We start from the raw sequence: 23,982 nt of genomic DNA, 5'->3' as shown, positions 1-23,982 counted from the left end.
ATGCCCAAGCAGATCAAGCTGGCCGCGCACTTCCCCGGCGTGAACAACACGACGGTGTGGAGCGACCCGCGCTCCGGCAGCCAGATCGACTTCGCCTCCTTCGAGCACCTGGCCGGTACCGCGGAGCGCGGCAAGTTCGACTTCCTATTCCTGGCCGAGGGCCTGCGGCTGCGCGAGCACGCCGGGAAGATCCTGGACTCCGACGTGGTCGGGCGGCCGAATACGGAGACCGTGCTGGCCGCGCTCTCCGCGGTGACCAGCAGACTCGGCCTGGCCGGCACCCTGTCCACCACCTACAACGAGCCGTACGAGATCGCCCGCAAGGTGTCCACATTGGACCACCTTTCCGGTGGACGGGCGGCGTGGAACGTGGTCACCTCGCCGGATGCGTGGACCGGCGCGAACTTCCGGCGCGGCGGCTACCTGGAGCGGAAGGACCGGTACGCGCGGGCGGAGGAGTTCCTGAGCACCGCGCGGGAGCTGTGGGACAGCTGGTCGCCGGACGCGGTGTTGGGGGACAAGGAGAAGGGAGTGTTCGTCCGGGACGGCGGCATCGGCCATTTCGTCCACAAAGGACCGCAGTTCGACATCTCCGGCGAGTTCGTCCTGCCGCGGACCCCGCAGGGGCAGCCGATCGTGATCCAGGCCGGCGACTCGGACGAGGGCAGGGAGTTCGCCGCGAAGTCCGCGGACGTGATCTTCAGCAGGCACGGCACCCTCGCCGACGGCCAGGCGTTCTTCGCCGACGTCAAACGCAGGCTGGCCGCGTACGGCCGGGCGCCGGGCGACCTGCTGATCATGCCGGCCGCCACCTTCGTGCTCGGCGACACCGAGGAGGACGCGCACGAGCGGGCCAGGGAGATCCGCTACCAGCAGGTGCGGCCGGCCACTGCGATCCAGTTCCTGGAGCAGGTGTGGAGCCGGGACCTGTCCGGCTACGACCCGGACGGCCCGCTGCCGGAGGTCGATCCCGACCCGGACGCCCCGCCGCTGACCTGGGGCCGCGTCCGGCACGAGCAGGACCAGCTGGCGCTGGCCGCGAAATGGCGGGCGGTCGCGGCGGAGAAGAAGCTGTCCATCCGCGAGCTGGTGATCGAGATGACCGCGCGGCAGCAGTTCGTCGGCACCGCCAGGCAGGTGGCGGCGACGATCAACGAGTACGTGCAGTCCGACGCCGCGGACGGTTTCGTGCTGGTCCCGCACCTGACTCCGACCGGCCTGGACGAGTTCGTCACCGAGGTCGTCCCGCACCTCCAGGAACTCGGCGCCTTCCGCACCGAGTACACCGGTTCAACCCTCCGCGACCACCTCTTCGCCGCCTGACGCGGGTCAGGCGGTGGCACCGGCGGCGCGGGCGACGTTCATCACGTAGTCGCCGTAGCCGGATTTATGGAGCTTGCTGCCCAGCGCGAAGCACTGGTCGGCGTCGATGTAGCCCATCCGCAGCGCGATCTCCTCCAGGCAGGCGATCCGCACCCCGGTGCGGTGCTCGAGGACCTGCACGAACTGCCCGGCCTCCAGCAGCGAGTCGTGCGTACCGGTGTCCAGCCAGGCGAACCCGCGGCCGAGGTCGACCAGTTTCGCCCTGCCCTGGCGGAGATAGGTCAGGTTGACGTCGGTGATCTCCAGCTCGCCGCGGGCCGACGGCTGGAGCGCGGCGGCGATCTCGACCACCTGGTTGTCGTAGAAGTACAGCCCGGTGATCGCCTTGTTCGACTTCGGCTCGGCCGGCTTCTCCTCGATGGAGAGCAGCTTGCCGTGCTCGTCCACCTCGCCGACGCCGTAGCGCTGGGCGTCCTTCACCGGGTAGCCGAACAGCGCGCAACCATCCAAAGTGGACACTTCGGCCTGCATCCGGCTGGAGAAGCCCTGGCCGTAGAAGATGTTGTCGCCGAGCACCAGCGCCACGTCGTCGTCGCCGATGAAGTCCGCGCCGATCACGAACGCCTCGGCCAGCCCGTTCGGGCTGGCCTGCTCGGCGTAGCTGATCCGCAGCCCGAACTGGTCGCCGTTGCCCAGCAGCCGCCGGAAGCTGGGCAGATCGGAGGGGGTGGAGATGAGCAGGATCTCGCGGATCCCGGCCAGCATCAGCACCGAGATCGGGTAGTAGATCATCGGCTTGTCGTACACCGGCAGCAGCTGCTTCGAGACCGCCTGGGTGATCGGATGCAGCCTGGTGCCGCTGCCTCCGGCCAGCACGATGCCCTTCATTCGCAGCTCCTCCTGGTCGTGGTCGGTCCGTCGACAGGGTAGCGGTCGGATGCCCGTGCCGGTTTACATACATACAGACTGTATGTAACTATGGCTGGGACGAAAGGAGCCAGGATGACTCTGCAGCGGAACGGTCAGGTGCGACTTCCGGCCGGGGTGCTGGACTACGCCGAACAGGGCGAGGGCAGGCCGGTGGTGTTCGTGCACGGCCTGCTGGTGAACGCCGACCTGTGGCGGCACGTGCTGCCCGGGGTGGCCGCCGCCGGATTCCGCTGCCTGGCGCCGGACTGGCCACTCGGCTCGCACCGCAGGCCGATGGCCCCGGACGCCGACCTCAGCCCGCCCGGCCTGGCCAGGCTGATCGCGGACTTCCTCGCCGCGCTGGATCTGCGCGACGTGCTGGTGGTGGCGAACGACACCGGCGGCGCGCTCACCCAGATCCTGATGGCCAGGCACCCGGAGCGGATCGCCGGCGTGGTGCTCACGCCGTCGGACTCCTTCGAGTACTTCTTCCCGCCGATCTTCGCGCCGCTGCCCCGGCTGGCGCGGCTGCCGGGGGCGACCTGGCTGGCCGCCGCGGCGCTGAGGTCGACCCTCGTCCGACGGCTGCCGTTCGCCTTCGGCCGGCTGACCAAGCGGCCGCTGCCGGTCGAGGCCGTCCGCTCCTACCTCGACCCGGCCTGGCGCGACCCCGGCATCCGGCGGGACCTGCGCCGGTTCCTGCTCGGGGTGCACCGCCGGCACACCCTGGCCGCCGCCAGCGAGCTGCCCGCCTTCGACCGGCCGGTGCTGCTCGCCTGGGCGCCGGAGGACCGGCTGTTCCCGATCTCGCTGGCGCACCGGCTGGCCGAACTGCTGCCGGACGCCGAACTGGCCGAGATCGCGGACTCGTGGACCTTCGTGCCGGAGGACCGCCCGGCCGAACTGACCGAGCACATCGTCGGTTTCGCCGGGCGCTTGGCAAACTAGGAGACTATGCGCCGCAGCCAAGAGGATCGCTCCAGCAGCACGAAGTCCGCACTGGTCTCCGCCGCACGCGAGCTGTTCGCGGCCCGCGGCTACCACGCGGTGCCCGCGGACGAGATCGTGCGCGCGGCCGGGGTCAGCCGTGGCGCGCTGTACCACCACTACGCGGACAAGCAGGGACTCTTCCGTGCCGTGTTCGAGGAGCTGGAGCGGGACGTCGCCGGCGAGGTGGAGGCGGCGCTGACGACGGCCCCCGACTTCGGCACCGGCATGGTGACCGCGCTCGGCGCCTTCCTCGACGCCTGCGGCAGGCCCGAGGTCCGGCAGATCTCGCTGACCGACGCGCCCGCGGTGCTCGGCTGGCGCACCTGGCGGCAGATCGAGGGCGAGTACGGCCTCGGCATGGTGATCGGCGCACTGGAACAGGCCACCGCGCAGGGGCTGCTGGCGCCGCAGCCGGTGCGCGTGCTCGCCCAGCTGATCCTCAGCGCGGTGATGGAGGCGGCGCTGCTGATCGCCAACGCCGAGGACCCGGCCCGCGAACGCGCCGAGGCCGAGCAGGCACTCGGCGCCTGGCTACTCGGCCTCCTCCCCCAGCCCTAACCTTCACGACATGTCGGGAGGCGCTAGGAGGAGGGGCCTTTGCCGAAGTAGGCGGTGCAGTCGCCGGTGTCGGTGTAGTCGGCGGCGATCTGCAGCACGTTCTGCCCGCCGTCCACCGGCAGCAGGGTGGAGCTGTAGTTCGGGCAGTAGTTGTCGAAGGGCTCTTTCACGTGCACCGGTGCCGGCACCTCGTACCACGGCCCTGCCCCGAAATTGTCGTTGGCCAGCAAGGTCTTCCCGTTGCCGGGCAGCCGGGTGCCGTCGTCGGCGACATAGATCTGGCCGACCATCAGCACCCTGGTGCCGTTCGGCCCGCCGGGGAACAGGGTGACCGTCTGCGCGTGCTGGAAGTGGTTGCCCTCCGCGGTGGCGATCTGGGTGCCCTGCGCGCCGGGGTCGCCGAAGTTCGCGCCGTCCGGCGAGATCTTGAAGTACGGGTCGCAAAACCGGTGGCCGTAGTTGCAGATCTCGTAGTTGAAGTAGTACTGCCCGTTCGGCAGCCGCCGGACGATCGGCATCCCCGGCCGGACCCGGTCCGGCGGGATCGCCATGGTGCGCTGCTTGGTGCCCCAGTTCACCCCGTCCGTGCTGGCCACCCGGTTGAGCACCTGGCCGAACCGCGGCGCCTCGGTCTCGTCCGCGTAGTGCAGCCACATGGTGCCGCCGGCGTCGATGGTGAACTCCGGCTCCCAGATGCCGTCGTGGTTGTGCGAGCGGGCGGCCTCGGACAGGAAGCTCCAGCTCCGGCCGCTGTCCTTGCTGGCCCAGATCTTGATGCCGACCCGGCGGCCCGGCCCCGCGGCCTGCCCGTAGCTGGCCGCCCAGAGCAACGTGCCCGCGCGCAGCCTGCCGACCCGCTGCGGCAGCTCGTAGAGGGTGCCGCAGCACATCCCGTTGGCGCCCTCGGGGTCGCGGACCTCGCTGATCTTGTGGAAGCTCTCGCCCTCGTCGGTGCTCTCGAAGATCGGTGCGTACCGGCCGCGCTCGTCCTCACTGGTCATCGCGGCCAGGATGCGGCCGTTGCGCGGGCCGACGGTGTGCTCCAGCCGGATCAGCCGGGGGTACTCACCGTGACCGGCCTGGAGGAGCTTGCGCTCGGCCTGGGCCGCCTGTGCGGGCGTCACCAAGCTCGCCACCACGAGCAGTGACATCAGGAGTATCCCCATCCGGCGCATGGCTTTCCCTTCCCTGTGACGGCCGTGCGATTACACCACGGAGTGGCTGATCCAGTGAATCGTTCACACGATCCGGTTGAATCTTCCCGGCGCAAACTCGCCCGATTGGTTCAGTCCACTAGTCGAAATTGGTGTTAACGTTCTTGTTCGGTGCTGCTCAAAAATGCTCGGAGGTGCTCGGAGATGATGAGAACAGGGCGATTGAGCAGGACCTTCCTCGTTGCGACACTGGTCGTCGCCGGGGTCATACCCGCGGCGGTCACGGCGGCGGCCGAAGAGTCCGACCCGAGCGGCCGAGTGGCCAGGATTTGGCCGACTCCGCAGGAAGTTCACCCGAAGAGTGGCCGGATGGCGGTTCCGCACACGGTGCGGGAGGTGCTGGCCGAAGGCACCGACCCGGCCGCGCTCGCCCTCGTGGAGCAGGTGCTCCGTGCCGCCGGTGCCCAGCGGTTCGTCCGCGGCGAAGGCGACCGGTCGTCACTGACCGTGTACATCGGCGGGCCGGCGGAGAACCCGGCGACCGCGGCCGCGCTGGCCGGCCTCGGCGCGCCAGGCCCGGAGGGGCTGCCCGCCGGCGGCTACACCCTGGCCGCCGGACGCGGTGTGCTGGCGCTGGCCGGGGTCGACCCCACCGGCACCTTCTACGCCGCGCAGTCCCTGCGCCAGGTGGTCACCGGCCGCTCGGTGCCCGCGCTGACCGTGCGGGACTGGCCGTCGATGCCGTTGCGCGGGGTGATCGAGGGCTTCTACGGCGCGCCGTGGTCGCACGACGACCGGCTGTCCCAGCTGGACTTTTACGGCCGGACCAAGCAGAACATCTACGTCTACTCGCCGAAGGACGACCCGTACCTGCGTGAACGCTGGCGCGAGAGCTACCCGCCGGCCGAGCTCGCCGAAATCGCCGCACTGACCGCACGGGCCGCCGCGAACCACGTCGAGTTCACCTATGCGCTCTCGCCCGGCCTTTCGGTCTGCTACTCCGACGAGGCCGACGTGCGGGCGCTGATCGCGAAGTTCCAGACGATCTGGGACATCGGGGTGCGCACCTTCGCCGTGCCGCTGGACGACATCTCCTACACCAAGTGGAACTGCGCCGCGGACGAGGCGAAGTTCGGCACCGGCGGCGCGGCGGCCGGCGCGGCGCAGTCCTACCTGCTCAACCGGGTGCAGCGGGACTTCATCGCCACCCATCCCGGGGCGCAGCCGCTGCAGATGGTGCCGACCGAGTACTACGACCTGGCCGACTCCGGCTACAAGACGGCACTGCGCACCCAGCTGGACCCGAAGGTGCTGGTGGAGTGGACCGGGGTGGGCGTGATCGCCCCGCAGATCACCGCCGCGCAGGCGGCCGAGGCCGAGCGGGTGTTCGGGCACGAGATTCTGGTCTGGGACAACTACCCGGTCAACGACTACATCACCCCGCGGCTGCTGCTCGGCCCGTATGTCGGCCGTGAGCCGGGCATCGCCGGGCACCTGGCCGGGGTGACCGCGAACCCGATGGTGCAGGCCGAGGCTTCCAAGATCGCCGAGTTCACCTCCGCCGACTTCCTGTGGAACCCGGAGCGCTACGACCCGGACGCGTCATGGGCGGCCGCGCTGGCCGACCTCGGCGGGCCCGCCGCCGGCGCGCTGAAGGTGTTCGCGGAGAACAACTACGCCGGCGTGCTGGCCCGGCTGGACACCGGCGAGAAGGACAAGGACTCGCCTGTGCTGCGGCCCCTGCTGGCCGACTTCTGGGCCGGTCGCGGCGATGCGCCGCTGGCGGCGTACTTCGAGCGGATGGCCGCGAATCCCGCCGAGCTGCGGCACGGTATGGCGGGCAATCCGGCGTTCCTGGACGAGATCGGGCCGTGGCTGGACAAGCTCGGCCTGTTCGGCGAGGCGGGCCGGCACGCGCTGCGCATGCTGCACGCCCAGCGGACCGGCGACGGCGGACTCGCCTGGGCCGAGCGCCGCGCGCTGAAGGAGACCCTGGCCAAGGCCGAGCTGATCACCACGCCGACCGCGGGCGGTCCGAAGAAGCCGCTCGTCTGCGTGGACGTCTGCGAGCCCTTCTTCACCGCCGCGCTGGCCCGCGTCGATGACGGTTTCGGCCTGCCGCCCAAGGCGTCCGCGAGCACTTCGCTGCCCACCTACGGGGAGAACTCGCCGGCGCGGATGCTGGACGGCGATCTGGCGACCTATTTCTGGAGCGACGGCGCGCCGTCCCCCGGCGACAGCGTGGGTGTCGACCTCGGCGCGGTGCGGCCGATCAGCCGGGTCGAGGTGAAGATGGGCAAACCGGGCAGCGAGCAGGACTTCGCGCAGGCCGGGGTGCTCGAGTACTCGGCGGACGGGCAGCGGTGGACCACCATGGCCACGGTGTCCGGACAGCCAGAGGTCGCGGTGGACGTGCCAGACACCGAGGCCCGCCAGGTCCGCCTGCGGGTCACCGCCGAGCAGGCAAACTGGCTGGTGGTGCGCGAGTTCGCGGTGACCACCACGGACGGCCCGGCGATGACGGTCACCGGCGGCCCGCCCGCCGCCCCCGGCTCGGCGCTCGCCGCGGCCGCCGATGGCGACGCGGACTCCGTCTACACGGCCGCTTCGGCCCCTGCTGCGGGCGACGCGCTCGTCGTGGCGGCTGCCACACCGCGCCCGGTGCAGCGGATCGTGGTGCTCGCCGACTCCTCCGCCCGCGCACAGGTGCAGCTGCGGCAGAACGGCCAGTGGCGCACCGCCGGCACGCTCACCGGCCCCTACACCGACCTGCGCGTGCGCGGCGAGACCGACCAGGTCCGTCTACTGTGGACCCCCGGCTCGCCGCCGCCGCAGGTGCACGAGGTCATTCCGCACTTCGGTTAGGTTCCGCCGGCACGAACCGCCCGTCTTCCGCCCGCCAGCCCGGCGGCGGGACGTCGTCCTTCGCCAGACTGCCGAAGGTGGTCTCGTAGAAGAAGGCGGCCCGATGCGAGATGAGCTTCGTCCAGGTTCAGCTGGCAGGAGAACAGGGTTCTGGTGAAGATCGCTCTGTCGTTGAAGCGAGCGCCGTGGAATCCTGCGACGGTGTCGAAGGACGAATGGAAGAACCAGGCTTCCCCGTCGAAGACGGTCTCGCGGAAGTCCACCGCGTTGGTGAATCTGGCGTACGCGAAATCGGCGCGCCCCACGGTGCAGCCGCCTAGGTCGAGATCCTCCAGGGTGGCGCCGCGCAGGTCGAGGTCGATGTCGGTTCTTCGGCGGACTCCCGGTCGGTGGCGGTCTGCACCGGTTCCTGGCCGCGCAGGTACCGCGCGGTGAGTTCGCTTTTCGGGATGCCGAAGGGCATTCGCAGGTAGGCGCAGAGCACGTTGACGATGGTCTGCCGGAGCCGCGGGTTCTGCTGTGCCAGCCGCTCCAGCGCGTACAGCCCGCCGAGCCGGACCGGGGCCTTCGCCGAGCCGAGCTGCTCGACCGCCGCGGTGTAGAGGTCGGTGACCCGGCGTTCCGTGGCGTCGAACTCGGTGGCCGCGGCGGTCTCCCTTTCCAGCGCCCGAGCTTCGCGCGCGATCCGCGCGTTTTCCCGGAGCTGCAGCTCGGTGGAGCGTTGCCGCCGGGTCGCCAACCAGAGCGCGAAACCGCCGCCGGCGCCCAGGGTGATGCTGAGCGCGGTGCGCAGCGCGTCCAGCTCGGTGCTGACCTGCGGCGCCGGGCGCCCGCTTCGCGCGTAGGCGAGCAGCAGCCACACGGTGGCGATCGTCAGGAGCAGCACCAGTCCCACCGCCACCCAGACCCAGCGCCACGGCAGCACCGGCAGGTCGCGCTCGTTCCCCCGGTGTTCATCGCCCTAGCCCGCGGGTTCCGACCTCAGCGGTAGTTGGTGAACTGGAGGGCGATCTCGAAGTCGTGCGCCTTGAGCAGGGCGATGATGTCCTGCAGGTGGTCCTTCTTCTTGCCGGAGACCCGGAGCTGGTCGCCCTGGATCTGCGCCTGCACGCCCTTGGGGCCCTCGTCGCGGATGTACTTGGCGATCTGCTTGGCCTTCTCCGAGGAGATGCCCTGGATGATCCTGCCGCTGACCTTGTAGATCTTGCCCGAAATGGCCGGTTCGTCCGCTTCGAAGGCCTTCAGCGAGATGCCTCGCTTGATCAGCTTCTCCTTGAAGACCTCGACTGCGGCCAGTGCGCGCTCCTCGGTCTCGGCCTCGATCGCGATGGCCTCCTCGCCGGCCCAGGCCACCTTGGCGTTCACGCCCCGGAAGTCGAAGCGGGTGGACAGCTCCTTGCCCGCCTGGTTCAGCGCGTTGTCCACCTCCTGCCGGTCGACCTTGCTGACCACGTCGAAAGAGGGATCCGCCACGTGTCCTCACACCTCTGTAATCGCACTCGTCTGGGTTGGGCCCACCCTAGCCTGATCCCGGTTGCCCACCCCGTGAAGGCGTTGGGTACGCTCTTCGTCGGCCGGTCCGCACCGGCCATGGCAGGTTACCCAAGCGGCCAAAGGGATCTGACTGTAAATCAGACGGCTCAGCCTTCGGGGGTTCGAATCCCTCACCTGCCACACCACGAAGAATGCCCGTCTGGCCTGGAACTATAGGCCGGGCGGGCATTCTCGTGGCGTAGACGTGCAGCAGCACGGCCAGGCTTTGCCTGCCCATTTCGCCACCCTGGCGACTCCACGCCGTTGTTGAGCCATGTGGACACCGCCGCGGCGTAGGTCATAAGGCCGCTTCTCAGAGGGTGCACGCGGCGGCATCATCAGTGGCACGTAATGGTCCGCACTGAAACCGCGCGGACTCCCCACTGCGTGGGCTGGTGCCAGGTCGACTTCCGGCAGGCTCGCGAGCATGGTCGACAAGATCGCGTGCAAAGGATGTTCAGTGCTCCCAGATCGGAATGGGTGCCTTGTAACCCCGCGTTCCTGAGATAGCCGCCGACGGTCTCGACAAGGGCTCTGATCAGACGATCTTTTTCGAAGTCGTGCTCGGTCATCGTGCGGTCGGCAGTAGCCGTGGCAGCCTGTCGGCGAAGTTCTGGGGCTCCGAGGTGACTCGCCGGATGATGTCGAGAACGTCGGTGAGTCCTTCCGCACAGTGCACGCCGGGGCGCCCGTGCTCCACTGCGAGCCGTGCCTGGACGCGTGTGCCGCTGGTCAAGACCTCGGCCGTGATGTCCGGCCAGCTAGTTCGAACACATGTTCTAGTGGAGATTTCCGTAAGGTGCGCGCAGCCGCTGCATCGGCGTTCCCCAGGCGATCGGTTCCAGATCGTCGACGCGCAACCGGCCACCGCCTTCCACGTAGACCGCCACTTCCTCGACGGTGCTGATCATGCTGCAGCCGTTGATAGCCCGCCCCTGATTGGACCCACATCGGAGCCGACGTCTTCCCCCAGCCAGGGGTCCCACGATCCAGCGGAAACGGCTCAGCCGCCCGAACTGCACGCCCAGACTGGGACGGGGCCAATCCAGAGCGAAGGAGTCGAACGATGTCGGACCAGGGCAACGTCCTCACGCGCGCGGGTTTTCCGACCCGAGCCAGCACCATGTTCAGCGCACTCACCCTGGCCGCGACCGGACTGTTCTCGGCCCCCACACCGGTAGCCCACGCCCAAGACGTCGATCTGGTCTGCACCACCACGTTCCAGTTCAACTTCACCCCGCCGCTGGACTTCAACACCGTCGACGCCGACACCGTGGCCACGATCGCGAGCTGCAACTCTCCCAACGGCAGTCAGCCGCAGCTACAGTCGGCCCAGGTCAACGGAACGCCTGGAGCAAAAGCCGACGGCTGCGCCCCGGCTCCGTTGCACCTCGGCGGCGAGGCAACATTCGAGTGGAACACCGGGCGCACGAGCGAGATCACGTTCGTGGTCAGCACGGACCCCACCAGCGGGGATCTCGGGCTGTCGGCCAGCATCGACAGCGGCGTGATGGCCGGTGACACCATCACCGCCACCCCCGTGATCGTCACCCAAGACGGCCTGTGCGGTGCGGGTGGCGTACAGAGCTTCACGGCGAACACTGCCGCGTTGACCTTCACGGGCTGAGAGAACCGACTGCACTGGCCGATACCCCGGCCCGCGGGGTCCGGCGGTGATGACAGTTACGGCGTTCCGTCACACAGCCCCGTCCGCAATCCGCGCGGTGCGGGCGTATCACGGGCTGTTCCAACGCACATAACGCCTGTTCAGAGCGTTGTAGTTGTTCCCTGTAAAACAGACGGCTCAGCCTTCGGGGGTTCGAATCCCTCACCTGCCACACCACGGGAATCCGCAGGGAGACCACTGTCCACCTGCGGGTTTTCTTGTTCAGGGCTAGCTTAGTCGTGCGGCGTGGTCGGATGCCTCCTCCCGGGGGCCCGGTCGTTCCTGCAGGTGCTCGTCGAGGCGAGACCGAGGACACTGCCTGTGCTGGTCTGCGTGCTTGGCCACCCGTGGCGTCCGCAGGCGTCTCGGGCAGCGGGTGACAGATCACCCCGTGTCGCAGCGCAGTCGCCGTGCACGGCTGCGTGAACATCGCTGCGTGTCAGATGCCAGTTGCGCGCGGATCATCCGGTTCGATTATGTCTGCCGTTTGGATCGTCCCCAGGCTTTCCGCTGCATTCATCAGGGAATCGGTGACGCTTGAGGCCATGTCGAGGTTTCTGTTTGCCGGTCTGGGTTCGCCGGAGCGTCGTACCCCCTCGTCCGCTAGCTGCTCGCTTGCATCGAGCAGGCGTCGTCTCAGCACGGTGAGCTGTACCTCTCGTTCTTCGAGTTCCAGTCGGTGCCGTTGCCAGCTCATGAGTAAACGCAACAGGCTGTGCAATGCGTAAAGAGTCCCGGCTCCATAGGCGATCGGTGTCGAGTTTCTGGCCAGATCTGCGAGCACGCTCACCCATGGACTGGCCATTCGTGTTCGGAGTATTGCAATCTCAGCCACCGCCTTCGGGTGGCCGATGGCATCGTCCTCAACGCGAATCGGGAGGACGCTCAGGAAGGTTGCGTGGCGTGCGAGGGTAACGAGCGCGTCAACGTTTCGCCCATAGTCCTCGAGTCCTGGATGATCGCCAAGGTCCACGGCGAGGTACAACAGTGCGTTTTCTGTCTTCACGCTGGTTGTGGTGGTGGTCACCCCAACATCTTGCCAACTTGTGACCGCGTAGGGCGTGCGAACCACTGATCGACGGAGCGTCTCGGACCGACCTTGGAGGTCGCCATACTGGCAAAGTGGTTACCCGCATGTCTGTGAGGTCGACGGCACCTTATCTGACCTGCAAGGAGCAGTTGTGGCGACATCAATGGCGATGGCTCAACCCTGATCACTGTGCAGCCGTGAATTCAGCCTTGGGGGGTTCGAATCTTTCACCTGCTACAGCATCGAACGCCCCGCCGGCCATGTGCGATAGGCCGACGGGGCGTTCTTCGTGCAGAATCTCCCCGCGATGTCGATCCGGCGGTACGTCGATCGACGCGTCAGTGAAGCCGGGGCCCGTAGAGGGAGGACCGGTCCAGGTGCGAAGGCAAATAGCATGCGTTTCATGATCATGCACAAGCTCGACGAGAACGTGCCGGGAGCGTTCACGCCGGGGCCGGAGATGATCGACGCGGTCGACCGGTTCCTGCGGGAGGCCACCGACGCCGGGGTGCTGCTCTCGGGTGAGGGGCTGCGGCCGAGCTCGATGGACGCCAAGCGGATCACCGTCCGCGACGGCAAGACCACGGTGACCGACGGGCCGTTCGCCGAGACCAAGGAGCTGATCGCCGGGTTCGTGCTGATCCAGGTGGACGGACTGGCCGAGGCGACCGAATGGGGTCATCGGTACGCGCGGCTCTTCGGTGACATCGAGATCGACATCCGCCGGGTGACCGAGGCCGCCGATCTCGCCTGAGCGCTACGCCTTTCTGTTCGGGTTCTTGAACACCCAGCCCCGGAGCGCGACGAACCGTCCCACCGTGCCGATGGCCGAGGCCAGCAGCAGTACGACGAGCTCGAGTCTGGTCGAAGGCCGGCTCACCGCGAGGTTCAGCGCGAGCAGCGCGCCCGAGGTGAACGCGTAGTAGAAGGCGAAGATGATCAGGCCCTGCAGATGCACCAGGCTGGTCGGCCTCGACCCCCGCACGCCGATGAAGGTCAGCCGCCGGTTCGCCTCGGTGTTGAACAGGGTGGTGATGGTCAGCGCCAGGAAGTTGGCCAGCAGCAGCGGCCAGAAGGTGCGGAAGATCGCGTACAGCAACAGGTTCGCGGCCGTGGAGAGGACACCGACCAGGCCGAAGGAGAGAATCTGCCACAACAGCCCGGTTTCCCGGCGCGCGATGACCGCGTCCGGATGGGTCGGGGTCGGGTCCGGCCGGCGCGGCAGGCTCTCCACCTTCGCCGCGCCGGTCGCCTTGTCGCGCGCCACCCTGATCAGCCCGCGGATGTCCTCGACCGCGGTCTTCGACACCTGCACCCTGGTGTCGGTGTCCTCGACCCAGTCCACCGGCACCTCGTGCACCCGCAGCCCGTTGTGCTCGGCCAGCAGCAGCAACTCGGTGTCGAAGAACCAGTTGTCGTCCTTCAGATGGGGCAGCAGCGGCCGGATCACCTCGGTGCGGGCGGCCTTGAACCCGCACTGGGCGTCGGAGAACCGGGCGCCGTGGGACAGCCTGATCAGCGAGTTGTAGCAGCGGGAGATCATCTCGCGCTTCGGCCCGCGGATGGTGCGGGCGCCCGGCGCGAGCCGGGAGCCGATGGCGAGGTCGGAGTGCCCGTTGGTGAGCGGGGCGATCAGCGGCAGCAGGGCGTCCAGGCCGGTGGACAGGTCCACGTCCATGTACACGACGATGTCCGCGTCGCTGGTGCTCCACGCGGTGCGCAGCGCGTGCCCGCGGCCCTTGCGGTCCAGCTGGATGACCCGAACGCCTTCGGTGCCGGCGGCGAGCTCTTCGGCGACGTTCTGGGTCGCGTCGGTGCTGGCGTTGTTGACCACGGTGATGGTCCATTCGAAGGGAATGTGCTCGCCGAGGTACTCGTGCAGTACCCGGATGCAACCGGGAAGGGATTTTTCTTCGTTGTAGACGGGAATGATCACATCGACCGTCGCCGTGCGCCGAACCGTTTCCCGCCGCTGGCGTTCGTTTCCGGGTTCGGGCGCGTGCGCTTGTTCTCCGGTCGCCAGTGCACCGCTCAACCTGATCACCTGTTCTGGGATCGCGGGCCCATTCTTGGCCCCGGCTGCTACTAAGCGTGGCGACGCGGTATCCCGTGGTAGTGAGTTCTCGGTCCTGCTCGACTGGGATCTTGTGACTTGTTCGCGACAGGTGAGGAAAGAAAAGTGCGCAACTGTCGGGATTTCCGGGTGAAACCGACACGAATTCGGACATTGCGGCAGGGGCGGCGCTCCGCAGTTCGGTGTGAGTTGGGGCACAATTTTCCGGATCGGTCACGGTGGCTGCCCCGGCGGGCAGTGAAAGCCGCCCGATGGTCCGCACTGCCGGTGGCGGCGGGCCGGCCGGTGCGCGGCGGATTCTTTCCGTATCTTTCTTTTCGCGCGAAATCCAGAGGAGCGGCCGTGATGTCCGAATACTTCAGTGGCACATTCTGGATCGACGCCGTCGAACGGGCGATCAAGACGGCTGTGCAGTCCTTCGCGGCCTGGCTCGGGGCGGCCGGTACCGGGCTGCTCGGGCTCGACTGGGGGACCGGGCTGTCCATCACCGGATATGCGGTGGTGCTCTCCCTGCTCACCTCGGTCGGCAGCACCAAGGGCGGCGACCCCGGCACCGCGTCACTGGTCAAGGTCACCGGTACCCATCGCGGGACCTGAGGGTCAGTCGCGGCGGACCAGGGTGGCCAGGCCCTGGCCACCGCCGGCGGCGATCACGGCAAGGCCGAACCGCGGGCCGTCCGCGCGCATCATCCGGCTGAACAGCCGGACCATCAGCACCGCGCCGGACGCGCCCCACGGGTGGCCAAGCGCGATCGCGCCGCCATCGGGGCAGACGAGCTCCGGCGCGATGCCCAGCGCGTCCAGGCAGGCCAGCACCTGACCGGCGAAGGCTTCGTTGAACTCCACCACGCCGAGTTCGGCGACGGTGAGCCCGTTGCGTTCGAGCAGCGTGCGCACCGCGGGCACCGGGCCGAGGCCGAGCCGCCGCGGGTCCACCCCGGACGCCGCCCAGTCCACGATCCGCAGGCCGCGCAGCCCGCGATCGGCACACCACGACTCGCTCGCGACGGCCACCACGGCCGCGCCGTCGTTGACCCCGCAGGAGTTCCCGGCGGTGGTGGTGCCGTCCTGGCTGAACGCGGGGCGCAGCCGGGCGAGCCGGGCGGCGGTCAGCCCGGCGCGCGGGCGCTGGTCCGTGCAATGCGCGTCGATCGGCACGATCTCCGCGTCGAACCCGCCGGCGCGGACGGTCTCGATCGCCTTGCGGTGGCTTTCCGCGGCGTACTCGTCCTGCCGCGCCCTGCTGATCCCGGCCTCGGCCGCGACCAGGTCCGCCGCCGCGCCCATTTCCGGATCGCCGAACGCGGCGGGCGCGAACGGTGCCCGCGAATAGAACCGCGGCGGCTCGCCCACCGACCGCGGCCGTTCGGCGCGCCATGGCGCGGTGGACGGGCTTTCCGCACCACCGGCCAGGTACAGCCCGCCGCGCCCGGCCGCGACCATGGTGGCGGCCAGGTGCACCGCCTCCAGACCGCTCGCGCACTGCCGGTCCACGGTGACAGCGGAGGACTCGACGCCGAGCCCTGCCTCCAGCGCGGCCACCCGCGCCGAGTTGCCGCCCGGACCGAAAACGTTGCCCAGCAACACTTCCGAGACCTCCGACGCGGACGCTCCGGAGTCCTCCAGCGCCGCGGTGAGCACCGGTGCGGCGAGCCGGTGCAGCGGCAGGTCGCCGAAGATGCCGCCCGCCCTGCCGATCGCGCTGCGCCTCGCCGCGACGATCATCGGTGTCTCGCTCATCGGAGCCGCTCCAGCGGCGCGGCCATGATCGTCTCGGGTACCCGGGAGACCTTGCCGGTCGCGGTGCGCGGCAGTGCGGTGGCACGCCACCAGCGGCGCGGCCGTTTCGCCGGGCTGAGCCGCCGCGCGACCAGCGCGCGCAGCTCGCGAAGGCTCGGCTCGGTGCCGTGGCCCGGCTCGACCACCGCGGTGACCACGGCACCGAGCCTGCTGTGCGCGGTGCCCAGCACGACCACCTCGCCGACCCCGGGCGCCTCCCGCAGCACGGCCTCCACCTCGGCCGGGGACACGTTGTGCCCGCCCGAGTTGATCACCGACTGGCCGTCCCGGCCGCGCAGTTCGAGGGTGCCGTCCGGACGGATCTCCCCGAGGTCCCCGTTGGACAGCCAGCCGTTCCCGTCGAACGAGCCGGTGTCCAGCGGGTCCCCGTCCCGGTCGGGGAGATAACCGGCGAACAGCATCGGCGAGCGGACCCACAGCACGCCTTCGGTGCCGTCCGGCAGCGGGGTGCCGTGCGCGTCGCGGATCTCCAGCTCGACGTCCGGGGCCGGACTGCCCACAGTGGCCTGATCTTCGCCGCCTTCGCCGTCGCGGTAGGTGATCAGCGAGTGCTCCGAGGAGCCGTAGTACTCGATCAGCCGGCAGTCCGGCAGCAGCGCCCGGAACCGGCGTTCCACTCCGGCGCCCAGTTTCGCGCCGCAGCAGAGCACCGCGCGCAGCGAGCAGTCCGCCAGTGCGGCCGGATCGCGCTCCCAGCCGTCGCACAGCGCGGCCAGCATGCCGGGCACCAGGTGCAGCGCGGTCGCCGTGCGGCAGTGCGCCAGCGCGCGGTCCGCGGACCACGGGCCGGCCAGCAGCACCTCGGCGCCGGAGTCCAGCGCGTGCAGGGCGGAGAACAGGAACAGCGAGGAGGACAGCGAACCGGCGACCAGCACGGTGTCGGTCCGGCCGGGCCCGAAGGCCTTGCTCAGCGGGCCGAAGCTCCGCCGCCACGAGCCGCGGGTCCTGGTGTACAGCTTGGGCGCCGCGCTGCTGCCGGAGGTGGTGCCCACGTAGCACAGTGCGCCGGCATCGGTGCTCGCGTCCACGCCGGGTGTGACCGCGGAAGGTGCGGGCTCGGTGACCACCAGTCGTGGCCCCAGCCTGGTGAGCACGTGCGCACGTTCCGAAGTGGACCATGCGGGGGTCACGATCAGTGCGCCGAGCCCGGCGGCGTCCGCGGCGAGGAACCAGAGCAGTTCGTCGAGCTGGTCCGCCGCCTCAATCGCGATCCGGTCACCTGGGGCCAGTCCGCGCTCGCGCAGGGTCGCCGCGGCGGCGGTGATCCGGCCGGCCAGCTGGTGCCAGGTCAGGGTCGCCCGGCGTGACCGGACGGCCACGTCGTCCGGCCGCGCGGTGGCGGTGGCGAATACCGTCGGAAGAACAGCCATAGCCGTTATTCTCCCACCGGCGCCGGTCCGGTCCGGAGTGGACACGGTATTCCGCTCGTTTCGTATCCGCGGGCACACGGTCGGTCACCGTTCCTTTCCTCTCTGTCGGAAACCTGGTAAATCCACCTGACAAAAATTGAAAAGGTTCTCAGCGATCTGATTTTCCAATTCTATGCTCAGCCGAGCGCATGCGCTTCCTTTTGTTTCGCCAAGACTGGGGGTCATGGTGGTCAAGTTCAGTTCAGCGCGCCCGGAAAAAGTGATACCTCCGCCCGATGCGATGAATTCGGTCAACGTCGGCCCGATAGTCCTGCCGCGACGGCGGTTCACGCCGGTGCTGGTGCTGTCGGTGCTCGCGGCCGCCCTCTACGCCTGGGGGCTGAGCCGTGGAACGCCGCACGTCTACTACAGCTCGGCCATTCGGAGTATGAGCGAGAGCTGGTCCAACTTCTTCTTCGGCGCGTTCGATCCGTCGGGCTTCGTGACCACGGACAAGTTGCCGGGATCGTTGTGGGTGCACGCGTTGTTCGTGCGGGTTTTCGGCACGCAGTCCTGGGTGTTCTTGCTGCCGGAGGTGCTGGCGGCGACGGTTTCGGTGCCGTTGCTGTTCGGTGCGGTGCGTCGGTGGGCGGGGGCGCGGGCGGGGTTCGTCGCCGCGGTGATTTTCCTGTGCACGCCGGTGGTTTTCGTGACGGCGCAGGTGAACATCCCGGACACGTTGCTGATGTGTTCGGTGGTGGCGGCGGCCTATGCGCTGGTGCGTGCGCTGGAGCATCCGGGGTGGCGCTGGCTGGTGCTGTCCGCGGTGCTGGTGGGCGTCGGTTTCCAGGTGAAGATGTTGCAGGCGTTGCTGGTGTTGCCCGCGTTCTGCCTCACCTATCTGTTCTTCGCGGACCTGGCGCCACGGGTGCGGTTCGCCCGTGCGGTGGTCTACGGCGCGTTGTCGGTGCTGGTGTCGCTGTCGTGGATGATCGTGGTGTCGCTGGTGCCGGCCGGCGCACGGCCGCAGGTCGACGGGAGCGCGTCGAACTCGGTCTGGGACATGGTCTTCGTGCACAACGGAGTCAGCCGCGGCGGCGCCGGCCATGGCACGGTGTTCGGCGGGGCGCCAGGGCCGGGCAGGCTGTTCAACGAGCAGGTCGGCACGCAGATCGGCTGGCTGCTGCCGCTGGCCGCGTTGCTGCTGGCCGCCGGGGTGCTGACCTCCCTGCGCGGTGACCGGCGGGACCGCGCGGGCTGGCTGCTGTGGGGCGGCATGCTGCTGCCCGGCTGGGCCGCGTTCAGCGCGCTCAGCGGGATGCACCCGTACTACACCACGGTGATGGCCCCGGCACTGGCCGCGGTCGGCGGGGTCGGTTTGACGCGTGCGTACACCGCGTGGCAGGCCCGCGGACCGGCCGGTTGGCTGTTGCCGGCCGGGGTGCTGCTGACCGCGGGCTGGGCGGTGGTGCTGGTCGGGCGCCAGGGAAACGTCTTCGGCTGGCTACCGCCGCTGATCGTGGCGGCCGCGGTGGTCTCGGTGCTCCTGCTGCTGCTCACCAGGACCTCGTCCGGCCGGAGCCAGGCCGTGCCGGGGCTGGCCGTGCTGACTGTGCTGGTTGCTGCGGTGGCGATGCTCGCCGGGCCGGTGACCTGGATGCTGAGCACCCCGGCGTTCGAAAAGAGCTCCGGGCGGATGGTCAACCCGGTGGCCGGACCGGCGCCAGCGGGCCGGTCGGCGATGTCGGCGAAGGCCTTTGCCATCGACCGCCCGATGCTCGCCCACCTGCTGGCGAACCGGGGCGGCTCGCGGTTCCTGATGGCCGCGCAGCACCCGAACACCGCCGGCCCCTACCTCGCCGATGGGCACAATGTGCTGCTGCTGCGGGGTTTCAACGCGGACTCGCCGCAGCTGCCGGTGGCCGAGCTGGACCGGCTCGCCGCTGCCGGGGAGGTCCGGTTCGTGTTCACCACGATCGACCAGCCCGGCATCGGCGGAACCGCGCTGGAGCAGGCGAACTGGGTGCGCACGCACTGCGCGGTCGTGGAGCCCGCAGTGTTCGACCCGGCCGGCGACCGCCCACCGCCGCGGCCGAACCCCTGGGGCAACCAGGCCCTCTTCGACTGCCGCCCACCCGCCCCCTGACCCGGCCCAACGTGACGTTTGGCTCGTTCTATTGGCCAAACGTCACGTTCGGCTCGGGGCGAAAAGCCGGCTATTTGCCCGTTCGGGGTCAGGGGTGGGAGGTGAGGTAGCCGCCCATGGTGCGGAAGTACTCGTCCGCGGCGAGGTCGGTGCCGTCCTCGGTGCGCACCCGCAGGATCGCCAGCCCGTGGTTGCGCCCGCGCCGGGCGTCCGCGCCGGCCACGATGACAACGCCCGCCGGGTCATCACCCTCCTTGATGAAGATCCGGCCCGGGGTGCCGCCGTAGCGTCCGGCCGAAACCTTCGCCTTGGTGATCCGCAGCCGCTCGCCGCGATGGAAGGTGAACGCGTTGGGGTACGGGTCGGACTGCGCGCGCACCAGGCGCTCGATGTCCTCGGCCGGCCAGTTCCAGTCGATCCGACTGTCCTCAATGGACCTTTTGTGGAAGAAGCTGGCCTTGTCGCGGTCCTGCGGGGTCCACCGCGTCTGGCCGGACTCGATCAGCTTCAGCGCTTCGGTGGTCACCGGCGCGATCAGCTCGACGGTCTTGTGGAACAGGTCCGTGGTGGTGTCCTCGGTACCGACCGGTACCGCGCGCTGCAGCACGATGTCCCCGGCGTCCAGGGTGTCGTCCATCATGTGTGCGGTGATGCCCACCTCCGGCTCGCCGTTGATCAGCGCCCAGATCAGCGGCGAGAAGCCCGCGTAGGCCGGAAGTAACGAGTCGTGCACGTTCAGTGTGCCGTGCGGTGGCAGCGAGAAGATCTCCGGCGGCAGCCAGGTTCGCCAGTTGTTGGCCACGATGATCTCCGGTTCGGTTTCCTTCAACCGGTTCATCAGCTCGTCGTCGTCCGGGCGGTTGCGCAGCAGCACCGGCACCCCGTTGGCCTCGGCCAGGTCGGCGACGGAGTCGGACCAGATCTTCTCGTAGGCGTGCTCGCTCTTGGGGTGGGTGACCACCAGGACCACCTGGTGCCCCGCGTCCAGCAGCGCCCGCAGGGTGCGGTGCCCCCACGTCTGGTAACCGAACATCGCGACCCGCATGGGTCCTCCTCGCTGTAGGGACGAACATCACCCTCGAAAGTACTAGTTGAGGCTCGCCTAAGTTAGGTTAGGGTTTCCTCGGATATTCACCGGCCAATGGGCCGGCAACCGAACATGCGGCCAGGCCGCTCGATGGGACGCGTATGTCGACGGATATGTCACTGCCACTTCCGGTCTATGACCTCGTCGGAGTGGGTTTCGGGCCCTCGAACCTAGCGCTCGCGATCGCACTGACCGAACACAACGAATCGGCCGATGAGCCGGTTACCGCCCATTTCCTGGAGCGCCAGCCCTGCTTCGGCTGGCACCGCGGGATGCTGATCGAAGACGCGACCATGCAGGTGTCCTTTCTCAAGGACCTGGCCACCATGCGCAACCCCACGAGCGGGTTCAGCTTCCTCGCCTACCTGCACGCCAAGGACAGGCTGGTCGACTTCATCAACCACAAGAACCTGTTCCCGCTGCGGATCGAGTTCCACGACTACTTCGAGTGGGCCGCGGCCAAGGTGGACGATCTGGTCTCCTACGACCAGACGGTGACCGCCGTCGAACCGGTGACCGGTGCGGACGGGACGGTCGTCCACTTCGACGTCCGCACCCGCACCGCGGCCGGTGAAGAGGCGGTGTTCCGGGCCAGGAACCTGGCGGTGGGCACCGGGCTGCGGCCGAACCTGCCCGATGGCGTGACGGTGAGCGACCGGATCTGGCACAACAGCGAGCTGCTGCACCGGGTCCGCGACATCGACGAGGACACCGCGTCCCGGTTCGTGGTGATCGGCGCCGGGCAGAGCGCCGCCGAGGTGACCGCCTTCCTGCACGAGCGGTTCCCGCGCGCCGAGGTCTGCTCGGTGTTCGCGCGCTACGGCTACAGCCCGTCCGACGACAGCGCCTTCGCCAACCGGATCTTCGACCCGGAGGCGGTGGACGCGTTCTACGAAGCGCCGGAGCGGATGAAGCGCCGGCTGATGGACTACCACGGCAACACCAACTACTCGGCCGTCGATCTCGACCTGATCGACGAGCTGTACCGGCGGATGTACCGGGAGAAGGTGCGGGGCGCGCAGCGGCTGCGGATGTTCAACATGTCCAGGCCGGTCGAGCTGGCCGAGACCGCTGACGGGGTGCGCGCCACCATCGAGTCGCTGACCAACGGCGAGCGGACCGTGCTGGAGGCGGACGTGGCCGTCTACTCCACCGGCTACCTGCCCGCCGACCCGACCGCGCTGCTGGGCGCGTTGGCCGGGTACTGCCGCCGGGACGAGTTCGACCGGCTGCGGGTGACCAGGGACTACCGGCTGGACACCGGGCCCGAGGTCACCGGGGGGATCTATCTGCAGGGCGGTACCGAGCACTCGCACGGCATCACGTCCTCGCTGCTGTCGAACACCGCGATCCGGGTCGGGGAGATCCTCGACTCGGTTCTGGACCGGCGGGCCGCCGCGAACCGGCTGCCCGAATACGCGGCCAGCGGCACTCTCACCCCGTAAGAGCAGATCCCTGAAGGGCGAAAACGACGATGAGCACCCTGACCAGCACACGCAGACTGCCACTGCTGTTACTCGCGTTCGCGATGACGGCGGTGCTGGCGGCCTGCGGCTCCGAGCAGTCCGCGCCGAGCCAGCCGGCGGCGAACCAGCCCTCCGGTGCCGCCTTCCCGGTGACCATCGAGCACAAGTACGGCAGCACCGAGATCAAGAGCAAACCGTCCAAAGTGGTCACCATCGGGCTGACCGACCAGGACGCGGTGCTCGCGCTCGGGGTCAAGCCGGTCGGCGTGGTGGACTGGTTCACCACCCCGATCACCCAGTTCCCGTGGAGCGCCCCGCAGTGGGGCGGGGCCACCACCGAGCTCGTCGGTGAGCGCGCGGACCTGAACCTGGAGAAGATCGCCGCGCTCCGGCCGGACGTGATCATCGCCCAGTACGCGGCCATTCCCAAGGAGCAGTACGACACGCTGTCCAAGATCGCGCCGACGGTGGCGCAGTCCGGGAAGTACGCCGACTACGCGACGCCGTGGCGGGAGATGACCACCACCGTCGCGAAGGCGCTCGGTGAAGAGGCGAAGGGCAAGGAGCTGGTCGCCGGGGTCGACAAGAAGCTGGCCGACGTGCGCCAGCAGCACCCGGACTTCGCCGGCAAGACGGTCGCCGTCGCGGACACCACCGGACCCGGCAAGTACGCCGTGTTCGCGGCGAACGACCCGCGCACGGTGCTGATGACCGAAATGGGCTTCAAGGTGCCCGAGCAGATCGCCGGCCTGACCGCGGACGGCAACCCGACCGAGTTCGGCACCGAACGGCTCGACCTGGTGGACGTGGACAAGCTGGTCTGGCTCACCTCGGACGCCGCCGCACCGGATCAGATCAAGGCCGAGCCGCTGTACCAGAAGCTGAAGGTGGCGCAGGAAGGCCGCGCGGTGTTCCTGCCCTACAGCGAGCCGCCGGTCGGTGCCGCGGTCACCTTCGCGACCGTGTTGAGCATCCCGTACGCGATCGACCAGTCCGTGCCGCTGCTCGCCGGTACCGCCAAGTGAGCCTCCGTCGTACCAGGGTGGCGCTGCTCGTCCTGGCCCTCGCTGCGGTTCTCGCCGCGTGCGGGGGCCAGGGCGAGCAGTCCGCGCAGGCTCCGGCCGGGGGTGCCTTCCCGGTGACCGTCGCGCACAAGTACGGCAGCACCGAGATCAAGGCGGCACCGGCCAGGGTGGTCACGCTCGGGCTGTCCGATCAGGACGCGGTGCTGGCGCTCGGCGTCAAACCGGTCGGCGTTGTCGACTGGTTCAAGGAGCGACCGTTCGGCAAGTGGCCGTGGACCCAGGCGCTCTGGGGCGGGGTGCAGCCGGAGATCGTCGGCGAGCGGGACGAGTTCAACCTGGAGAAGATCGCCGCCCTGCGCCCGGATCTGATCATCGCGCAGTACAGCGGGATGACCAAGGAGCAGTACGACAAGCTGTCCCGGATCGCCCCGGTGGTCGGCCAGCCCGCCGGGCCGAAGGACTACGGCGCGACCTGGCAGGAGATGACCAGAGCGATCGCGAAATCGCTCGGTCAGCAGGCCAGGGGTGACCAGCTGGTCGCCGACATGGACCAGCGCTACGCCAAGGTGCGGGCCGAGCATCCGGAGTTCGCCGGCCAGACCATCGCGGTGGCGGACACCTTCAAGCCCGGCGAGTACGGGGTGTTCGCGCCGGACGACCCGAAGTCGCTGTTCGTCACCGCGATGGGCTTCAAGCTCTCGGATGAGATCAACGCGCTGGTCGGCGACGAGAACGTGGCGAACATCGGGGTCGAGCGCACGGACCTGCTGGAGCTGGACCGGCTGATGTGGCTGACCTCGGACGCCGAGGCCGAGCAGCGGATCAGGACCGACCCGCTGTACCAGCAGCTGAAGGTCACCCAGGAGAAGCGGGACCTGTTCGTGAGTTACGAGAATCCGCCGATCGGCGCGGCGATCTCGTTCAACACCGTGCTGTCCATCCCCTACGCGATCGACCAGACGGTGCCGTTGCTCGCGGCCAAGGCGAAATAGCAGTTCAGCGGAAGG

General features: G+C 68.9%; 22 protein-coding genes and 1 tRNA gene. 12 read left to right on the top strand and 11 right to left on the bottom strand.

Translation table 11 applies throughout. From position 1 onward, the window contains the following. Positions 1 to 1,323: an NtaA/DmoA family FMN-dependent monooxygenase gene (locus AMYNI_RS0113285; protein WP_020668505.1), complete on the top strand. Its 1,323-nt coding sequence runs from the start codon at positions 1 to 3 to the stop codon at positions 1,321 to 1,323. Positions 1,324 to 1,329: 6 nt separating this feature from the next. Here AMYNI_RS0113285 and rfbA read toward each other — a convergent pair whose 3' ends face one another. Beyond that, positions 1,330 to 2,211, bottom strand: a complete 882-nt coding sequence (gene rfbA, locus AMYNI_RS0113280; protein WP_020668504.1) for a glucose-1-phosphate thymidylyltransferase RfbA — start codon at positions 2,209 to 2,211, stop codon at positions 1,330 to 1,332. A 114-nt stretch (positions 2,212 to 2,325) separates the two neighbouring features. On the opposite strand from rfbA, the gene AMYNI_RS0113275 reads away from it, so the two are divergent. Both AMYNI_RS0113275 and AMYNI_RS0113270 read left to right on the top strand, forming a co-directional pair. Continuing rightward, a complete protein-coding gene (locus tag AMYNI_RS0113275; RefSeq protein ID WP_020668503.1) occupies positions 2,326 to 3,180 on the top strand; it encodes an alpha/beta fold hydrolase in 855 nt (284 codons plus the stop codon). 6 nt (positions 3,181 to 3,186) lie between these two features. Continuing rightward, a complete protein-coding gene (locus AMYNI_RS0113270) occupies positions 3,187 to 3,780 on the top strand; it encodes a TetR/AcrR family transcriptional regulator (RefSeq protein WP_020668502.1) in 594 nt (197 codons plus the stop codon). 23 nt (positions 3,781 to 3,803) lie between these two features. Here AMYNI_RS0113270 and AMYNI_RS0113265 read toward each other — a convergent pair whose 3' ends face one another. Continuing rightward, complete coding sequence (locus AMYNI_RS0113265) at positions 3,804 to 4,955, bottom strand: sialidase family protein (protein ID WP_026360406.1); 1,152 nt, start codon at positions 4,953 to 4,955, stop codon at positions 3,804 to 3,806. Between the two features lie 183 nt (positions 4,956 to 5,138). On the opposite strand from AMYNI_RS0113265, the gene AMYNI_RS0113260 reads away from it, so the two are divergent. After that, on the top strand, positions 5,139 to 7,799 hold the full coding sequence (locus AMYNI_RS0113260; RefSeq protein ID WP_157357343.1) for a beta-N-acetylglucosaminidase domain-containing protein: 2,661 nt from the start codon (positions 5,139 to 5,141) through the stop codon (positions 7,797 to 7,799). Here the strand turns inward: AMYNI_RS0113260 and AMYNI_RS50125 are convergent. The 3 genes from AMYNI_RS50125 to AMYNI_RS0113250 all read right to left on the bottom strand — a co-directional run bounded on the left by AMYNI_RS50125 (position 7,796) and on the right by AMYNI_RS0113250 (position 9,272). After that, complete coding sequence (locus AMYNI_RS50125) at positions 7,796 to 8,104, bottom strand: pentapeptide repeat-containing protein (protein ID WP_020668499.1); 309 nt, start codon at positions 8,102 to 8,104, stop codon at positions 7,796 to 7,798. The two genes, AMYNI_RS0113260 and AMYNI_RS50125, sit on opposite strands and share 4 nt — an antisense overlap. An 11-nt stretch (positions 8,105 to 8,115) precedes the next feature. After that, positions 8,116 to 8,685 carry a hypothetical protein gene (locus tag AMYNI_RS50120; protein ID WP_245573923.1) on the bottom strand — a complete coding sequence of 190 codons (570 nt, stop codon included), beginning with the start codon at positions 8,683 to 8,685 and terminating at the stop codon, positions 8,116 to 8,118. A gap of 95 nt (positions 8,686 to 8,780) precedes the next feature. Beyond that, positions 8,781 to 9,272: a YajQ family cyclic di-GMP-binding protein gene (locus AMYNI_RS0113250; protein WP_020668498.1), complete on the bottom strand. Its 492-nt coding sequence runs from the start codon at positions 9,270 to 9,272 to the stop codon at positions 8,781 to 8,783. 119 nt (positions 9,273 to 9,391) lie between these two features. Between AMYNI_RS0113250 and AMYNI_RS0113245 the strand changes: the two genes are divergently transcribed. Next, positions 9,392 to 9,473: transfer RNA gene (locus AMYNI_RS0113245), tRNA-Tyr, on the top strand. Positions 9,474 to 10,111: 638 nt separating this feature from the next. On the opposite strand, the gene AMYNI_RS50525 is transcribed toward AMYNI_RS0113245, so the two are convergent. Continuing rightward, a complete protein-coding gene (locus AMYNI_RS50525) occupies positions 10,112 to 10,243 on the bottom strand; it encodes a hypothetical protein (RefSeq protein WP_020668497.1) in 132 nt (43 codons plus the stop codon). A gap of 155 nt (positions 10,244 to 10,398) precedes the next feature. Here AMYNI_RS50525 and AMYNI_RS0113235 point away from each other — a divergent pair, with 155 nt between their 5' ends. Then, positions 10,399 to 10,959, top strand: a complete 561-nt coding sequence (locus AMYNI_RS0113235; protein ID WP_020668496.1) for a hypothetical protein — start codon at positions 10,399 to 10,401, stop codon at positions 10,957 to 10,959. Between the two features lie 478 nt (positions 10,960 to 11,437). Here AMYNI_RS0113235 and AMYNI_RS49025 read toward each other — a convergent pair whose 3' ends face one another. Then, positions 11,438 to 12,025 carry a hypothetical protein gene (locus AMYNI_RS49025; protein WP_157357342.1) on the bottom strand — a complete coding sequence of 196 codons (588 nt, stop codon included), beginning with the start codon at positions 12,023 to 12,025 and terminating at the stop codon, positions 11,438 to 11,440. Between the two features lie 406 nt (positions 12,026 to 12,431). Here AMYNI_RS49025 and AMYNI_RS0113230 point away from each other — a divergent pair, with 406 nt between their 5' ends. After that, positions 12,432 to 12,782: a YciI family protein gene (locus tag AMYNI_RS0113230; protein WP_211225488.1), complete on the top strand. Its 351-nt coding sequence runs from the start codon at positions 12,432 to 12,434 to the stop codon at positions 12,780 to 12,782. A 3-nt stretch (positions 12,783 to 12,785) separates the two neighbouring features. Here the strand turns inward: AMYNI_RS0113230 and AMYNI_RS0113225 are convergent, their stop codons facing one another. Next, positions 12,786 to 14,072 carry a bifunctional glycosyltransferase family 2/GtrA family protein gene (locus tag AMYNI_RS0113225; RefSeq protein ID WP_020668494.1) on the bottom strand — a complete coding sequence of 429 codons (1,287 nt, stop codon included), beginning with the start codon at positions 14,070 to 14,072 and terminating at the stop codon, positions 12,786 to 12,788. 375 nt (positions 14,073 to 14,447) lie between these two features. Between AMYNI_RS0113225 and AMYNI_RS0113220 the strand changes: the two genes are divergently transcribed. Next, positions 14,448 to 14,699 (top strand): holin, encoded by a 252-nt coding sequence (locus tag AMYNI_RS0113220; RefSeq protein ID WP_020668493.1) that lies wholly within the window; start codon positions 14,448 to 14,450, stop codon positions 14,697 to 14,699. A 3-nt stretch (positions 14,700 to 14,702) separates the two neighbouring features. On the opposite strand, the gene AMYNI_RS0113215 is transcribed toward AMYNI_RS0113220, so the two are convergent. After that, positions 14,703 to 15,842 carry a thiolase family protein gene (locus AMYNI_RS0113215; RefSeq protein ID WP_020668492.1) on the bottom strand — a complete coding sequence of 380 codons (1,140 nt, stop codon included), beginning with the start codon at positions 15,840 to 15,842 and terminating at the stop codon, positions 14,703 to 14,705. Next, positions 15,839 to 17,272 carry a class I adenylate-forming enzyme family protein gene (locus AMYNI_RS44455; protein WP_020668491.1) on the bottom strand — a complete coding sequence of 478 codons (1,434 nt, stop codon included), beginning with the start codon at positions 17,270 to 17,272 and terminating at the stop codon, positions 15,839 to 15,841. The genes AMYNI_RS0113215 and AMYNI_RS44455 overlap by 4 nt, the downstream gene beginning before the upstream one ends. Positions 17,273 to 17,552: 280 nt before the next feature. On the opposite strand from AMYNI_RS44455, the gene AMYNI_RS44450 reads away from it, so the two are divergent. Next, positions 17,553 to 19,397, top strand: coding sequence for an ArnT family glycosyltransferase (locus AMYNI_RS44450; RefSeq protein WP_020668490.1), 1,845 nt, complete (start codon positions 17,553 to 17,555; stop codon positions 19,395 to 19,397). Positions 19,398 to 19,485: 88 nt separating this feature from the next. Here the strand turns inward: AMYNI_RS44450 and AMYNI_RS0113200 are convergent, their stop codons facing one another. Beyond that, positions 19,486 to 20,442 carry a methionyl-tRNA formyltransferase gene (locus AMYNI_RS0113200; protein ID WP_020668489.1) on the bottom strand — a complete coding sequence of 319 codons (957 nt, stop codon included), beginning with the start codon at positions 20,440 to 20,442 and terminating at the stop codon, positions 19,486 to 19,488. A 155-nt stretch (positions 20,443 to 20,597) separates the two neighbouring features. Here AMYNI_RS0113200 and AMYNI_RS0113195 point away from each other — a divergent pair, with 155 nt between their 5' ends. The 3 genes from AMYNI_RS0113195 to AMYNI_RS0113185 are packed head-to-tail and all read left to right on the top strand — an operon-like array spanning position 20,598 to position 23,967. After that, a complete protein-coding gene (locus tag AMYNI_RS0113195) occupies positions 20,598 to 21,929 on the top strand; it encodes a lysine N(6)-hydroxylase/L-ornithine N(5)-oxygenase family protein (protein ID WP_020668488.1) in 1,332 nt (443 codons plus the stop codon). A 29-nt stretch (positions 21,930 to 21,958) separates the two neighbouring features. Beyond that, on the top strand, positions 21,959 to 22,975 hold the full coding sequence (locus AMYNI_RS0113190) for an iron-siderophore ABC transporter substrate-binding protein (protein WP_020668487.1): 1,017 nt from the start codon (positions 21,959 to 21,961) through the stop codon (positions 22,973 to 22,975). Then, positions 22,972 to 23,967, top strand: a complete 996-nt coding sequence (locus AMYNI_RS0113185; protein ID WP_026360404.1) for an iron-siderophore ABC transporter substrate-binding protein — start codon at positions 22,972 to 22,974, stop codon at positions 23,965 to 23,967. Before AMYNI_RS0113190 ends, AMYNI_RS0113185 begins: the two co-directional genes overlap by 4 nt. Positions 23,968 to 23,982: the final 15 nt, after the last annotated feature.

Origin of the sequence: Amycolatopsis nigrescens CSC17Ta-90 (assembly GCF_000384315.1) — a bacterium.
Classification (GTDB): domain Bacteria; phylum Actinomycetota; class Actinomycetes; order Mycobacteriales; family Pseudonocardiaceae; genus Amycolatopsis; species Amycolatopsis nigrescens.
The sequence above is the reverse complement of the archived record's forward strand: the minus strand, read 5'-3'. Positions and strand labels throughout refer to the sequence as shown.